This is a genomic window from uncultured Brachyspira sp. (genome assembly GCF_949287625.1).
GTDB lineage: Bacteria > Spirochaetota > Brachyspiria > Brachyspirales > Brachyspiraceae > Brachyspira.
This window is the reverse complement of sequence record NZ_CASEGO010000009.1, coordinates 39,219-54,823: the sequence shown is the minus strand read 5'-3', so window position 1 is coordinate 54,823 and position 15,605 is coordinate 39,219. Positions and strand designations below refer to the sequence as shown.

The window sequence follows — 15,605 nt, the reverse complement described above, 5'->3', positions numbered from 1 at the left end:
TCATAAAAGAATACATTCTACTTTAAATTATGATACTCCTATGCTATACTTTAAGAAATTAAGGAATACTTAAATGCAATATGTATGGAACCCGTGCAGAAAAAGAACAACATTAAAATTGACAAACTTAAAAATTTTTAGTATAATCTAGCATTAATAAAGAAAAATAAAATTACGGATATCCACTAATGAAAAAAATAACACTTTTTTTAATATTAAGTTTAATAATTATATCATGCAAAAATGACGGCGGATCTATATACGCTATGGAAAAAAGATATAAAAATTTCTTAAATATACTTCCAACTGATATAAGGAGCGATTATACTTTAGAATCTGATAAATACGGTAATATATATAAAGAATGGATTAATGAGTTTAATACATGGACTGAAAATACATTAAATACAGAAGTTCAAAGAGAAAAAGAAATATCATCAAGAATAACCCCAGACAAGATAGAATACGCACTTGAAACTTTAACAAGCAAAGACTATGAGCGAAATTTGCCTGTAGAGCTTATGTCTAAAGTAAAGTCACATACAGATGAATTATCATTAAAAATAGAAGCATTAGAAAAAGATGAGGCTTTCTCTAATGCTATGATAAAACTAAAAAAAGATGAAGCTGTGGAAAACTTTACTACAAAAGATACTATATTTTACTATGTTTGGAACTATTTAATAACTATAGACAGACCAAGACGTTTTCAGTGATATTGACTTCATCTGCAAAGTATTACTTTATTTTTGTTTATTAAAATTTAGAATATATAGCTAAACAAATATAGTTTGTAAAAATTAATTTTTTAAATTTAAAACATTGCTGGGCTTCGCACCACTAGTTCTTTTGTGACGCCTGTCCGCCTCGCTCTGCGTGCCGACGAAGTCCGCCTGTGGTGTTGGCGGAATTTTTTTTGTGAGGAAAAAAAATTGATAATTCTGTATAATGTACATCAATTGACAAAATAAAATTCTTGCAGTATATATAAAATTAGTTTTGAAACAAGTCTATTAAAATGTACTTAAATTTTTATAATAACTTGTATTTACAAAATTAAATTATTTACAAGGTATTCTGTATTTTTAGTCGGAGGTGTATTACCTGTTATAATTTCACCTATATCCCCTAGCCTAACTTCCTGCCATTCTTTTTGATTCTTTCCCATTATTTAAAACCTCTAATTACATTATGAAAAATCAAAAATATTTAAAAATTGCCCAAAAAGCTGCTGCCTATTCTAACCATATTTGAACCATGCTTTATTGCCAGTTCATAGTCAGATGACATACCCATTGAAAGAATTGATAAAGGATTATTATATTTTTTATTTATTTCCTTGTATATTATGTTAAGCTGCTCGAATTCTTCTTCTATAACATTAGTATCTTCTGTGTCTTTCCCTATAGCCATTAATCCTTTTACTGATACATTAGGCATTTTTATAATATTCTCATATACTCCTATATAGTCATCTCTAGTAAATCCGCCCTTCTGACCTTCATCGCTTATATTAAACTGAAGCAGTATATTTTGTATCTTATTATTTTTTAATGCCTCTTTATTTATACATTCGGCTATCTCTATAGAATCTACACTCTGTATCAAGTCCGCGTATTTTACTATGTATTTTACTTTATTGCTTTGTATGCGTCCTATAAAGTGCCATTTTACATTGTCTCTTATTTTACCTATCTCCCCTACCCTATCTCTCAAACTCTGTGCCTTACTCTCTCCCAATGGCAAGTCTATGTTTAATGATAAAAACTCTTTTATTGTTTCAATAGAAGAATATTTACTTACCGCTACCAAACTTACATCATAATTTATATTATACTTCTCTTTTACTCTGTTAATATTATCTTCTATCAAATTATATCTTTTTAAAATTTCATCTCTGTTCATAATAAAACGCCTGCAAATAAATACATTATTTTATTATAAATCTTTTTATTTTTTTTTCAATAAACTACAATTTTATAAAAACACTATATAACAATACATATATTAACAATAAATAAAATAGTAAAGCAAAATAATAAAAATACGATTTATAGTATATTGATATTTTATTGATTTCATGTTAAGTTAACATAATACATTTTAATCAATTTAATTTTTGAAATTATGGAGAAAAAATAAATGAGAGTTCAAGACAGAAGAAACAGAGAGATGAATTTAAACAGTATACTTATGACTTCTCAAGATGCTTCAATGGCTTCATCTATGAAAGCAGCTGTATCATCATCTCCATTTGCTGCAATGCTTGAAGAAGAAAAAGAAATAAAAAGATACTCTTATGAATTAGACGAATTAAAAAGACAAATATACGATGCTGGAAACCTATTAGAAAAAAGTGCCAATATTAAAGATTTTCAAAAATTCAGAGACTTAATAAGATCATTAACCGATAAATTAGTAAAAGATGCCTACAGGATAAGAATAGTATCATCATATATGAGAAGAGGACGTGAATATCAGGTTGTTTCAAAAATCAATGAAGAACTTGATTCATTATATAAATTAATTATGACAGAGCAGAAAAACCATATAGCCATAGCAAATAAGGTAATGCGTCTTAAGGGATTAGTATTAGATTTAATGTCATGAGCAATATACTAGCATTCGATACAGTATCTACTAGCTTTTCTATAGCTATTCAAAAAAAAGATAATTCTATAATAGAATACAATAAAGAAAATGTAAAAAATCATAATGAAGAGCTGCTCCCAGTACTTCACAATTTTTTAACTAATAACGGCCTAACATTGGATAATATATCATATATAGCATTAGGCATAGGTCCTGGTTCATTTACGGCATTAAGAATAGCATTTGCTACAATAAAAACTATATGCTATGCAAAAAATATTCCTATAGTCGGAATTTCGAGCCTAGATACTCTGTATGAAAACATAAAAGAATATAACGGTATAAAAGCTGCTATGATAGATGCCAGAAAAGGAAGCGTCTATGCCAATATATACAATGATAACGAAAAAATAACAGAGAATGCCGACCTCACCTATCAGCAATTTTTGGATATAATTAATTCTATTAACACCTCAAATAAAAATATTACTTTATGCGGAGATGGATTTTCAAAAAATTCTGACTTTTTCATAGAAAACTTAAAAAATTATAATATAAACAAATTAGACAATTCATACAATATCATAAAAGCGTTAAACACTATCAAATTATCAGCAAATAAAAAATTTGACGATGTATTTTCTCTTATGCCCCTATATGTAAGAAAAAGTGAAGCCGAATACAAAAAAATGTAATTTTTTTAAAAAATAAATACAATTTTCACGATAATTTATATACTATGTAAAAAATATATCTTGACTTCATTAAAAATATTGTTATTATATATAGGAATGTTAATATTTATTTTTTAACATAATCGAAAAATCGTTGGAGTTTGAAAGTGAGAAAATTGCAATCCTTGAAGGTAAAAATACCTTTTTTCGTAATGCTGCTTGTTACTGTAATGACAATCATATTAGTTACTCTTCTTATTAGAATAGGTTCACAAGGTATTAGAAGTTCTGCTATATTTGGTTTTGAATCTACTACTAAAGTGTATGCGAGAATGATAAATGTATGGTTAGAACAGTCAATATATACATCTGAAGCTATAAGCAGAGGATATCCTCAATTAGTAACATTTCTTCAAGATAGAACGCCAGAAAACAGAGCTGCTCTCGAAACAAGTCTTAAAAATGTTGTAGAAAATAACAATAATATACAAGGTATTGTGGTATTAGATTCTACTGGAAATGTTGTATCTGATAGTTTGGACGGCAAGATTGTTAACTCTCCAAATACTAGAAATTTTGGCGGAACAGAATTATGGCAGAAAGTTATGTCCGGTCAGTCTAGTGTACTTCCTACAGTAGATCCTTCACCTGCTGATAATAACAAATATGTAGTAAAAATTTTCTCCCCTATAAAAAACTCGGCTGGAACTATAGTTGGTGCTATATCAACAATGATAGATTGGTTAGGATTTATAGATAAAGAATTGAATCTTGTAAAATTCGGAAATACTGGACACCCATTTATTGTAGACCCAGACAGATGGGTTATAGCTGACCCTGTTCCTTCTCATGTTAGAAGTGAAGTTTTAAGAAATGCCGATTATATACAATATGCAGTTGCAAATGAATCAGGATATTATGAGTTTAAATCTCCTTTTAATGGCAAAGACTCTATAGCTACTTTTTATAAAGAGCCGATATCAGGATGGTCTGTTGTTATGAGTATAGAATCTGATGAATTATTCTCACATGTAAATGCTATGAAAAGATATGCTATTATTGGTACAATAGCAATACTTATTATAGCTTCTATAGTTATAGTATTCTATATAAGCAAAATAACTACTATATTACATCTTCTTGCTGTAGATTTAACTAGTCTTTCAAAAGGTGATCTTAGCTGGTCTACTCCTCCGGGATTTGCAAAGAGAAAAGATGAGTTTGGAGAAATTGCTGTTGCTTTAATCAATATATTAGATCAATTAAATGAAAAAGTAAGAATAGTATATGACAGTGCCTATACCGTAAAAGCATCTGCTAATGAGGTGGCACAAGGTAATATAGATTTATCAAATAGAACTGAAAATCAGGCTTCAGGACTTGAAGAAACTGCTTCTTCTATGGAAGAGATCGCTTCTACAATAAAATCTTCTGCTGAACATACTTTAGAAGGTAATAACATGATGATTAATTCTAAAAAGGCTATTGAAGAAGCTGGAAGAATTATTGAAGAAAGTACTCAGAATATTGAAGCTGTATATGAATCTAGTTCAAAAATAAGTGCTATTACAAAAATAATTGAAGATATAGCATTCCAAACTAACATACTTGCTCTTAATGCTGCTGTTGAGGCTGCACGTGCTGGAGAACAAGGAAGAGGTTTTGCTGTTGTTGCTTCTGAAGTTAGAAACTTAGCTCAAACTACACAAACTTCTGTTAAAGATATTACTGCTTTGGTTGCTGATTCTGAAGAAAAAATTGCTGCTGCTACTGAAACTGCAAGAGAATCAAAAGAAATATTCCAAAACTTAAGAGCTCAAATAGAAGAAACTGCTAAAATTATGCAGGATTTAAGTTCTACAGCTATGGAACAGCAGGCTGGTGTTGATCAGGTTAATATAGCTATTACTCAAATGGATATGACTACTCAGCAAAATGCTGCTTTAGTAGAAGAATCTACAGCAGCTTCTGAGGCTTTATTCTCACAAGCAGAAGAATTGGTAACTGCTATGGAATTCTTTAAATTAAGAGGAAGTAATGTTAAAAAGAACATCACAAAAGTAGAAAGAAAAAAATCTTCTCCTACAACTGATTCTAAAGCTGTTCAGGAAAATAAACCTGCTGCTCCTAAATCAAGTTCTGCTCCTAAATCTTCAAGCCCCTCTGAAAAAACAGAATTAAAAAGACCAGAATTGAAAAGCCCTATTAAAAAACATCATGAAGAAACTATGCCTAAGGTTTCTTCAAAAACTGTAAAAGATAATGAGTTTGGAAATACATTTGATACTTCTAAAGATACTTCAGATGGTTTTGAATCATTTTAATATTTAATGAAATTAAAAGCGAAAGATTTTTTAATCTTTCGCTTTTTTATTTTTTTAATATAGACTTAATTTTTGAAATCATTTTTAATACAATAACTTTAATATTATTATCAGCTTTATCAAAATCTTTTACTGCATTTTTATAGTCTGACAATTTATATTTAGCAAATCCTCTATAAAAATAAACTTTATTTGATACATTATCGCAATCTATGTATTTATCATAATATTCTATTGCTTCTTCATACAATTTTAATTTTAGCTTAACATAAGCTAGTCGGAAGTAAACATTAAAATTTTTTGGTTCCAACTCTATAACTTTATAAAAATCATTTATAGCCTCTTCATATAATTTCAAATTAACTTTGGATATCCCTCTATTATAATATGCTTTTGAATAATTTTTATCTAATTCTAATGCTTTGTCAAAATATTCTAAAGCCTCTTTATATTTTCCTAAATCCTGTTTTACTATACCTATGTTATTATATGTATAAGAAGAATTACTATCCAATTCTAAAGCCTTATTAAAATATTCTATAGACTCATCATATTTTTTTAGATTATATTTAGAAAGACCTATATTGTAGTAAGCCTTTGAATAATTTTTATCTAATTCCAATACCTTATTAAAATCTTTTATTGCCTCTTCATAAAGACCTAAATCATTCTTTACCAAACCTATATTATTATATGTATGCACATTAGGTGATATTTCTATAGCCTTTATATAATTTCTTACAGCCTCCTCATAATTACCCAAATTATGATTAGCAAGCCCTATGTTATTATAAACCTGAATACAATTATTATCCAATTCCAGAGCCTTATTGTAATACTTAATAGCCTCTTTATAATTACCTAAATTATGATTAACCAATCCTATATTATTATAAGCATGAACATAGTTTGGGTCTATACTTATAACCTTTTTAAAATCTTTAATAGCTTCTTCATACATTCCCAAACTGCTTTTTGAAAGTCCCCTATTATTATAAAGCTCTACAATATCTCCATAATAAAAAATTAGTTTATCAAAATATTCTATAGAATTTTTATAATCACCGCAATTAAAAGCGTCATTCGCCAATTGTAATAAATCATCAAGATTACTCATAACAAATAGCTCCTAAATAAAATCATTCAAGTCTTATAAAAATTATTTACTCAATATTAATAATAATTTTACCATATACAGCAAAAAATTTTACATATATAAAAAATTGTATAGTAATTTGTAATTTTTGCAACAGTATTACTGTAAATAATATTGTAAAAAACTATTTCTATGATGATTTATACTTTAATATACTTATACAATATATATAAGTATATTAAAAATAATTTTAGATTAATAATAACAATAAAGAATATATAAATCTAAATTATTATTGAACTATTTTAATCTAATATATTCTACAATATCAACATTTATATCATTATAAACAAAATTTTTTAATTTATTTGAATTAAATAAACTTTTATCTATTTCTGGAAAAAATCTATCGCAGTTATAATCTTTATCTATATGAGTAAGATAAATCCTATCAGCATAATCTAATGCCTTTTTATATATGGACTCCCCTCCTATAATAAATATTTGATTATATTTTTCTAGTAATAATTTAGATAAAGCATTTTCAAATGAAGTATCATAAAAAAGATTATCATATTTAACTTCATTATCAATATTAGAAGATATAACAATATTTTTTCTTTTAGGAAGTGGTTTACCTCCTAAAGATTCAAAGGTTACACGTCCCATAACAACAGGATATCCTGTAGTAGTACTTCTAAAAAACTGCATATCTTCTTTTATGTGTCCCCAAGGCATAATACCATTCAAACCTATACCATTTTTTAAGTCAACTGCCGCAATTAATGAAACTATCATTTATTATCCTTTTAAAAAATTGGAAAAATATTCATCTATTTCTTTTCTCATATCAAGACCTACTTCTTCAAAACATAATAAAATATCATCATAAACATTCTCACCACCTATAAAATTCCAAAGTTCTTCTGCTACTTTTAATTCTTTATCCAAATCAAGCATGCCGGCTATAGTCCATCTTTCATAAGGTTTAGGTGCATAAGGATTGTAAGGTATAGCATAATTGAATGAACGTTCTTTTTATCATTAGAATATAAAGTTACTGCTGCCCATTCTAATAAAGTCCTTTTAAAATTTTGAAATTCGCCTTTATTAGGTTTTGCTGTTTTTAAATCTATTAAATATATATTATTATTATAATCTTCAATATAAATATCTACCTTTGTTGGTTTTATTTTTTTAGCTTCACCTGCTTTGCACGCTTTTTTTATTAATTTAATTTCATTATCTTTATTTGGTTTTTTATTAGCAGATCTAAGGTCATCCATTATATTTTGTATAACTATTTGTGATTCTGATGTAATTATATCATTAGGTTTAACTTGCCTATCAATAACTTTAAATCTATCTTTACCTAATTCAATAGCTAGTGGTTCAAATATTGCAGTACCAAAATTAGTATTTAAAGAATGTATAAAGGAAAATAAAGCCATTCTATCTTTTCCAAGTAAACGAGTGTGAAATGGCATTGATGTTGTTTCTGGTTTGTAATCTTTAAATTTATTTCTTAAAGTTATGTATAATTTATCTTTTACAGCATCTTTTTGTTTATTATTTAATGGCATAAAAAACTCCTATAACTCTTTTAAGTGAAATATTATTTCAGAATATGCTGATTTATCTTTTTCTACCCTATTTAATACAGGTCTTTTAAAAGTATTAACTATTTTCATGTTTGATTTATAAGCTATATCAGGATACAAGTTATATTTATCATTAGCAACAATAAAAACATTATAATCATCTATCATATATTTTTTAGCATTTAATAAAACTCTGGATATATCTTCAGTATATTCTTTTTTAGCATTTAAACTTGTACCTTTAGATAATGATCCTATTTCAAAATTATCATTTCTATTAAAAGAAAATAAATCATAGGCATAAGCATGCTGCTCATGATAATCTATAAGTCCTATATAAGGCGGACTTGTAAATATACCATTTATTCTTTTATTTTTTAAAATATCATAAAAAACATTATCATATATTTTTATCTCATTAAAAATATCTATATTCCTAGAATCACCTGTTATACATAATTGATAAGTATTAGTTCTTAATGAATTAAATTCATATAAACGCTTTATCGTATCAATAGAATATTTTTTCCACCATTTAATAATAGAAAATAATGGTTTACATATTTTATAATGCTTACGGCAATAATATGTATATGTTATAGGTTTTAATAAAGTACCCAAATCAGAGTGAGTTGTTGCTCTACAAGAACGCATTGTCCTACTTAAAATTATCTGTAAAATACTTTTTATTTTTACATCATTTATACTATTTATTAAATTATTAATATAATTTAATTCATTAACTATACTTGGAATAAACCACTTACATATGAATGAATTATTATTATCATTATATAGTTTTATATTATATTTTTTTATTAAATCATTATAAATAATTAAAAATTCTTCTTCTTTTTCTTTTCCGTATATCTTAGAATCTATTTTTTTATCTCTAACTTTTTTTTTATAATCTAATATATTAAAATTAATTTCATTAAATTCCATCAATTTATTATTAAGTTCATCTTCAAATTCCAAACTTGGTTTTATATAGCATTCCAATTTATCTGTTAAAATATTAACAATATTTTCAAGACTTATTAAATCAATTTCTCTTATTTTACAATTTGAAATCATAGAATTAAACTCAGATATATCCACCCCTATGGCATTAATACCTAATTCATTAGCTTGAACAAGAGTCGTACCACTTCCACAAAATGGGTCAAATATTATGTCATTTTCTTTAAAATATATATCTCTTTTAAATTCATCTGTATGACTATCTATAAAATATTCAACAAGCTGAGGTATAAATTTTCCTTTGTATGGGTGAATCCGATGAACATGTTTTGTGGTATCAGCTTCTTTTAAATTATCAAAAGAGAGTTTCCAGTTTAAATCATTTCCGAGTTTATTTTTCCAATTGATTTCTATTTTATTTTTATCGTAATATTTTTTCAAATCTGATTTAGAAACATAAGCCACACCATTATTTATAACTTTATCTATCAAAGCATATTGAACTAAGTAACTAATATTAGATATAGTTACTGCTTTGTTAGTATATTCTGAAGCCCAAATAGCTGCAGCATTTAAAGTTATTAAGTCCGACTTATTCATTATTTATACCCCCGATAAAATTATACTGCTACCTCCGCTTTTATAGTAGGATAATATTTATATCCTTCTAGTCTAAAATCTTCATAAATATGACTGAATATATTAGGACGGTTTTCTATAAATAATTCTGTAGTGTTCTCATAAGGCTCTCTTGAAAGCTGAAGTTTTACCTGTTCTATATGATTATTATAAATATGTGCATCACCAAAAGTCATGATAAGTTCTGAAGCATAAAGTCCGCTATGCATAGCTAAAAGCCTTGTAAGTATAGCATATGAACTTATATTAAAAGGAACACCCAAAAATAAATCAGCAGAACGCTGATATAAATGTGCTATGATACCTCCTTTGTTATTAACCGAAAACTGACACATCATATGACAAGGCGGAAGATGCATTTTATCAATCTCTCCAACATTCCAAGCATTTAAAATATTTCTTCTGCTTGTAGGATTATTTCTTAATGTATTTACTATATTTGATATCTGATCTATTTTATTTCCTTCTTTAGTCTCCCAAGCTCTCCACTGTTTGCCGTATACAGGTCCAAGTTCTCCCATATCATCAGCCCATTCGTCCCATATATGTACATTGTTTTCAAGTAAAAATTTTATATTAGTAGAACCTTGTAAAAACCATAATAATTCTATAATAACACCTTTCATAAATACTCTTTTTGTAGTTATAATAGGTATTTTATTTCCTTCAAATTTAAATCTTAATTGAGGTCCGAATATTCTTCTTGTACCAACACCTGTTCTGTCTAAGGTCTCCTCGCCTTCTTCTAATACTTTTTTTAATAATTCTAAATAGTTTTTCATACAAAATCCTAATTTATAAGTTCTGATTGATTATATTTAATAATAATAGAGAGTAATTATACATGTTTAATAGATTTAATCAATATATACAAAATAACATGTTATTATTAAGCAAGAGGAATTATATGTTTAATATAAGACCTCCTGATTAATTATACAAATTAAATTTATTTTGATTTAGAAGATATTATCCTTATTATTTCAAGTGTTGTTTCCAAACTTTTATGAAATGAAGATATAGGTAAAAACTCATATATAGAATGGAAATTATGAGCTCCTGTAAAATAATTAGGCGTTAAAAGCCCCTTAACAGATAATGCAGAACCGTCTGTACCGCCACGCATTGATATAGTCTTAGGTTCTATATTAAGATTTTTCATAGCCTCATAAATAACATCTATAGGAAATCTATCGTCTTTAATAGAATCAGAAATATTAGCGTAAACATCTTCTATAGTTAATGATATTTTTGCTCTAGGTTCTAATTTTTGATATTTTTCAACTGCTTCTTTTATTTTATTTTTTTTCTGTTCATAAAGTTCTTTACTATGGTCTCTTATATTAAGTTTTAATGATGCATTTCTTTGATTTCCGCTTATTCCCTGAACCCAAATATAACCTTCTTTTTTATCAGTACATTCAGGAGTAGATTTTCTGTCAAACTCATTAGCTATATCTATGGCTATAAGTATAGGATTCACCAAAACACCTTTAGCACTCATAGGGTGAGCAGTTACTCCTTCTATATCTATAGAAGCACTTCCAGCATTGAATGTTTCATATACAACCTCCCCTATCTCACAGGAATCTATAGTATATGCAAAATCAGGCTTAAATACATTCAAATCCAATGCCTTAGAACCAATTAATCCTATCTCTTCATCTGGTACAAAAGCTATATATATGTCGCCATGATCGGAATTATTGTCTTTTATATATTTTAATGCTGACATAACCGTAGCTATTGCTGCCTTATTATCAGCACCTAATACACTAGTACCATCTGAAAATATAATATCATCATTAATATATTTTTTTATTTCTGGGTGCTCTGAAACCCTAAACATTATATTTTTTTCTTTATTAAGGCATAAATCATCACCTTTAAATTTTAATATCTGAGGGTGAACATCTCCTGTAAGTCCAACATCCACAGTATCAAGATGAGCAACAAAACCTATAGAATGTATATTATCTTTATTTTTTGGAAGTAAAGCTGTAACTATGGCATTATCATTTACAACTACATCTTTTAACCCCAAAGCCTTCAAATCCTCTGCTAATACTTTAGCAAGTTCCATCTGACCTTCTGAACTTGGAATTGTATTTGCTCCTGCTGCACTTTGACTTGGTATTGAAGCATATTTAAAAAAGCTATCTATTTGAAATTTTTTAATATCATTATTTAACATATTTATTTTACCTCTTATTTATAAATTTATAATTTTAAATATTTTAATTAACTGGCGGATACACATAACCGCTGTTAAAGCCTATAGGTATATTTAATGCCCAGAATATATAAAGCATTATCATAAGCACAACAAGCAACCCTATACTAAATGGAAGCATCATAGAAGATAATGTTCCTACACCTGTTTTTTTACAATATTTCTGACAATAAGATATTATCAAAGGATAAAATGCAAACATAGGAGTAACAACATTTATAGCTGAATCACTAACCCTAAATGCTGCCTGAGTAAGTTCTGGAGATATACCTACAGCCATAAGCATCGGTACAAATATAGGTGCTAATATAGCCCATTTTGATGAAGCTGAAGTTATTAACAAATTCAATATAGCTGTAAGTAAAGTTATACCTGCTATAGTTATCTGAGAAGCCATATTTAATGATTTTAAAAACTCCGCACCTGCTATAGCTATTAATGTACCAACATTAGAGTTACCGAAAACATATAAGAATTGAGCACAGAAAAAAGAAAAAGTTAAAAATGAAGCTAGATTCTTAACACTTCCAGCCATAGCCATACTAAAATCTTTTGTTGTTTTAAATTTACTAGTAAGTTTGCCGTATATATATCCTGGTATAACCAAAAATAAGAAAAGTATAGGTACTATAGCCTGCATAACTGGAGCATCTGGAGTTGTTAAATTACCATTTGGAGATCTTAGTAAAGACGTCTTTGGTACAAGCAGAGCTATCAAAAGTACAAACATCAATATCAAAACTGCAAATGCTATTTTAAAAGCCCTGTTTTCCTCTTTTGTTATTGAAGAAATGCTAGTGTCTTCAGGTTTAACACCTTCATCAATAGGCATAGTTTTCCACAAAAAAGGTTCTACTATTTTATCCGTAATAAACCAGCATACCAAAATAACGGCAAATGTAGATGATACGCTTAAAAAATAATTGCATAAAACATTAACAGTATAGGTAGGATCTATAAGTCTTGCAGCACCTTGTGTAAAACCCTGCATTATAGGGTCTATTGTAGAAGGTGTATAACTTGCAGAAAAACCACCTGCAAGTCCAGCAAATGAAGCTGCAATTCCTGCCAAAGGGTGTCTTCCCACAGCAAAAAACATTATAGAAGCTATGGGCATTAATATAACATAAGAAGAATCTGAAGTTATATGGCTTACTACAGATATAAATATTATCGCTGGTGCTATTGCTTTTTTTGGTATTATTGCTAATAATTTAATAAGTATCATTCTAATAAACCCGCTTCCTTCAGCAACTCCTATACCAAGTGTAGCAACAACAGTAATCCCTAAAGGAGGAAAACTTACAAAATTAGCTGTCATCTTAGTTATAAATTTAGTAAGCTCTGAGGGGGCAAGCATATTTATAATCTTTATTTGCTCACCTGTTGTAGGGTGAAAATAATTAAAAGTAAAATGAGATAATATCCATGATACTATAAGCATTATAAAAAATGCTATTAAAAATAAAATAGTTATGTCTGGAAGTTTATTTCCTACCGCCTCAATAATATTCAAAAAACTTTCAAACTTATTAGATTTTTTTACTGCCTTCCCATCACTTTGCATAAAAAACTCCTATTAAAAAATATTTCTGTTATGCTTTAGAAAAATAATTTTACAATATATATTTTAATGATTTCTTAATACTAATTAATATAAAAAAACAATAAAAAAATAATTGCCCATATATATAAAAAATAGCTTTAGAATAAAAAAATTATAAATAAAAAATAATTTCTAAAAAATAAACAGACTTAAATATTATACAATAAAAATTATATTCATCAATACTTTTTATAGAAATTTAAATTGATAACTACAATTTAATGAACAGACGGATACACATAACCGCTATCAAATCCTATAGGTATATTTAAAGCCCAAAATGCATAAAGCATTACTATTAATGCAATAAGAAGCCCTATTGAATATGGTATCATCATAGAAGACAATGTTCCAACTCCTGTTTTCTTACAATATTTCTGACAATAAGAAATTATTAAAGGGTAAAATGAAAACATAGGAGTAACTATATTTATAGCAGAATCACTAACTCAATATGAAGCCTGAATAAGTTCTGGAGATATACCTACCGCCATAAGCATTGGAACAAGTACTGGTGCTAATATAGCCCATTTTGATGATGCAGAGCTTATTAATATATTTAAAACACCAGTTAGAAAAATAACGCCTGCTATAGTTATTTGCGGAGGCATATTTAAAGATTTTAAAAATTCAGCTCCAGATATAGCTATTAAAGTTCCTACATTTGAAGTTCCAAACATATATAAAAACTGAGCACAAAAAAATGAAAAAGTTAAAAATGAAGACAGATTCTTTACACTATCAGCCATAGCAGAACTAAAATCTCTTGAGGTTTTAAATTTATTAGATAATTTACCATATACAAAACCAGGTATTACTAAAAATAAAAAGATAATAGGTACTATTGCCTGCATAACTGGAGCATCTGGAGTTGTTAATTGTCCGTCAGGCGATCTTAGTAAAGAATTTTTTAGTATGAGCAAAATAACTAAAAGTATCAACATAGATATTAATACTGTAAATGCAGCAATAAAGGCTTTATTTTCTTCTTTTGTTATAGAAGAAATGCTAGTGTCTTCAGGCTTAACCCCTTCATCAATAGGCATTGTTTTCCACAAAAAAGGCTCTACTATTTTATAAGTAATAAACCAGCATACTAAAACAACAGCAAAAGTTGATGAAAAACTAAAAAAATAATTACATAAAACATTAACATTATAAGTAGGATCCATAAGTCTGGCAGCATTTTGGGTAAAACCCTGCATTATAGGATCTATTATAGAAGGAGTATAACTAGCCGAATGTCCGCCTGCAAGTCCTGCAAATGAAGCTGCAATTCCTGCTAAAGGATGTTTTCCAAAAGCAAAAAACATTGCGGCCGCTACAGGCATTAATATAACATAAGCAGAATCCGAACTTATATGACTTAATATAGATATAACCATAACAGCAGGTGTTACGGCCTTTCTAGGTATTATACTGGATAATTTAATAATAACCATTCTAATAAATCCGATGCCGTTAGCAACACCTATAGCCAAAGTACCTACAAGAGTAATACTCAAAGGGGGGAAAGTAATAAAATTAGTTGTCATTTTAGTTATAAACTTTGTTAATTCTACCGCAGAAAGCATATTAATAATAACTATTCTCTCTCCTGTTGTAGGGTGAAAATAATTAAAAGTAAAATGAGATAATATCCAAGAAATAAAAATCATTATAAAAAAAGCTATTAAAAATAATATAGTTATATCTGGAAGTTTATTGCCAAATACTTCAACAGCATTTAAAAAACGCTCAAATTTATTGGTTTTATTCATTACTTTAGTATTTCCTAACATATAATCCTCATAACTATTATATGATAACCAATATAAACCATGAAAAATAAAATATAATTTTTTATTTTATAATTTTTATTACGATATTATAAAATA

The 15,605-nt window shown here is 27.6% G+C and carries 12 protein-coding genes and 2 pseudogenes; 4 read left to right on the top strand and 10 right to left on the bottom strand.

Going from position 1 to position 15,605, the window contains the following annotated elements; genetic code table 11:
- Positions 1-188 precede the first annotated feature (188 nt).
- Positions 189-716 (top strand): hypothetical protein, encoded by a 528-nt coding sequence (locus Q1X91_RS03535; RefSeq protein ID WP_300753463.1) that lies wholly within the window; start codon positions 189-191, stop codon positions 714-716.
- A 332-nt stretch (positions 717-1,048) separates the two neighbouring features.
- Here Q1X91_RS03535 and Q1X91_RS03530 read toward each other — a convergent pair whose 3' ends face one another.
- Positions 1,049-1,168 (bottom strand): restriction endonuclease subunit S, encoded by a 120-nt coding sequence (locus tag Q1X91_RS03530; protein WP_300753461.1) that lies wholly within the window; start codon positions 1,166-1,168, stop codon positions 1,049-1,051.
- 41 nt (positions 1,169-1,209) lie between these two features.
- Positions 1,210-1,905: a YggS family pyridoxal phosphate-dependent enzyme gene (locus Q1X91_RS03525; RefSeq protein WP_300753459.1), complete on the bottom strand. Its 696-nt coding sequence runs from the start codon at positions 1,903-1,905 to the stop codon at positions 1,210-1,212.
- Between the two features lie 237 nt (positions 1,906-2,142).
- Between Q1X91_RS03525 and Q1X91_RS03520 the strand changes: the two genes are divergently transcribed.
- From Q1X91_RS03520 to Q1X91_RS03510, 3 genes are all read left to right on the top strand, one after another.
- Positions 2,143-2,610 (top strand): YaaR family protein, encoded by a 468-nt coding sequence (locus tag Q1X91_RS03520; protein WP_300753457.1) that lies wholly within the window; start codon positions 2,143-2,145, stop codon positions 2,608-2,610.
- A complete protein-coding gene (tsaB, locus tag Q1X91_RS03515) occupies positions 2,607-3,287 on the top strand; it encodes a tRNA (adenosine(37)-N6)-threonylcarbamoyltransferase complex dimerization subunit type 1 TsaB (RefSeq protein WP_300753455.1) in 681 nt (226 codons plus the stop codon). The genes Q1X91_RS03520 and tsaB overlap by 4 nt, the downstream gene beginning before the upstream one ends.
- A 146-nt stretch (positions 3,288-3,433) precedes the next feature.
- On the top strand, positions 3,434-5,590 hold the full coding sequence (locus tag Q1X91_RS03510; RefSeq protein ID WP_300753454.1) for a methyl-accepting chemotaxis protein: 2,157 nt from the start codon (positions 3,434-3,436) through the stop codon (positions 5,588-5,590).
- A gap of 46 nt (positions 5,591-5,636) precedes the next feature.
- On the opposite strand, the gene Q1X91_RS03505 is transcribed toward Q1X91_RS03510, so the two are convergent.
- The 8 genes and pseudogenes from Q1X91_RS03505 to Q1X91_RS03470 all read right to left on the bottom strand — a co-directional run bounded on the left by Q1X91_RS03505 (position 5,637) and on the right by Q1X91_RS03470 (position 15,509).
- Positions 5,637-6,707 carry a tetratricopeptide repeat protein gene (locus Q1X91_RS03505; protein WP_300753452.1) on the bottom strand — a complete coding sequence of 357 codons (1,071 nt, stop codon included), beginning with the start codon at positions 6,705-6,707 and terminating at the stop codon, positions 5,637-5,639.
- 279 nt (positions 6,708-6,986) lie between these two features.
- Complete coding sequence (locus Q1X91_RS03500; protein WP_300753451.1) at positions 6,987-7,484, bottom strand: dihydrofolate reductase; 498 nt, start codon at positions 7,482-7,484, stop codon at positions 6,987-6,989.
- A gap of 3 nt (positions 7,485-7,487) precedes the next feature.
- Positions 7,488-8,269 (bottom strand): annotated as a pseudogene (locus Q1X91_RS03495) (TdeIII family type II restriction endonuclease).
- 9 nt (positions 8,270-8,278) lie between these two features.
- Positions 8,279-9,850, bottom strand: coding sequence for a DNA methyltransferase (locus tag Q1X91_RS03490; protein WP_300753449.1), 1,572 nt, complete (start codon positions 9,848-9,850; stop codon positions 8,279-8,281).
- A 20-nt stretch (positions 9,851-9,870) separates the two neighbouring features.
- Positions 9,871-10,671, bottom strand: a complete 801-nt coding sequence (locus Q1X91_RS03485) for a thymidylate synthase (protein WP_300753447.1) — start codon at positions 10,669-10,671, stop codon at positions 9,871-9,873.
- Between the two features lie 167 nt (positions 10,672-10,838).
- Positions 10,839-12,083: a peptidase T gene (pepT, locus tag Q1X91_RS03480; protein WP_300753445.1), complete on the bottom strand. Its 1,245-nt coding sequence runs from the start codon at positions 12,081-12,083 to the stop codon at positions 10,839-10,841.
- 43 nt (positions 12,084-12,126) lie between these two features.
- Positions 12,127-13,689 carry an AbgT family transporter gene (locus Q1X91_RS03475; RefSeq protein WP_300753444.1) on the bottom strand — a complete coding sequence of 521 codons (1,563 nt, stop codon included), beginning with the start codon at positions 13,687-13,689 and terminating at the stop codon, positions 12,127-12,129.
- A gap of 257 nt (positions 13,690-13,946) precedes the next feature.
- Positions 13,947-15,509, bottom strand: a pseudogene (locus tag Q1X91_RS03470) (AbgT family transporter).
- Positions 15,510-15,605 lie beyond the last annotated feature (96 nt).

Excerpts from the sequence above, each read along its gene's own strand:
- Q1X91_RS03520 (WP_300753457.1), top strand. The coding sequence starts at position 2,143 with ATGAGAGTTCAAGACAGAAGAAACAGAGAGATGAATTTAAACAGTATA.
- Q1X91_RS03535 (WP_300753463.1), top strand. The coding sequence starts at position 189 with ATGAAAAAAATAACACTTTTTTTAATATTAAGTTTAATAATTATATCA.
- Q1X91_RS03530 (WP_300753461.1), bottom strand. The coding sequence starts at position 1,168 with ATGGGAAAGAATCAAAAAGAATGGCAGGAAGTTAGGCTAGGGGATATA.
- Q1X91_RS03490 (WP_300753449.1), bottom strand. The coding sequence starts at position 9,850 with ATGAATAAGTCGGACTTAATAACTTTAAATGCTGCAGCTATTTGGGCT.
- pepT (WP_300753445.1), bottom strand. The coding sequence starts at position 12,083 with ATGTTAAATAATGATATTAAAAAATTTCAAATAGATAGCTTTTTTAAA.
- Q1X91_RS03485 (WP_300753447.1), bottom strand. The coding sequence starts at position 10,671 with ATGAAAAACTATTTAGAATTATTAAAAAAAGTATTAGAAGAAGGCGAG.
- Q1X91_RS03525 (WP_300753459.1), bottom strand. The coding sequence starts at position 1,905 with ATGAACAGAGATGAAATTTTAAAAAGATATAATTTGATAGAAGATAAT.
- Q1X91_RS03505 (WP_300753452.1), bottom strand. The coding sequence starts at position 6,707 with ATGAGTAATCTTGATGATTTATTACAATTGGCGAATGACGCTTTTAAT.
- Q1X91_RS03500 (WP_300753451.1), bottom strand. The coding sequence starts at position 7,484 with ATGATAGTTTCATTAATTGCGGCAGTTGACTTAAAAAATGGTATAGGT.
- tsaB (WP_300753455.1), top strand. The coding sequence starts at position 2,607 with ATGAGCAATATACTAGCATTCGATACAGTATCTACTAGCTTTTCTATA.
- Q1X91_RS03475 (WP_300753444.1), bottom strand. The coding sequence starts at position 13,689 with ATGCAAAGTGATGGGAAGGCAGTAAAAAAATCTAATAAGTTTGAAAGT.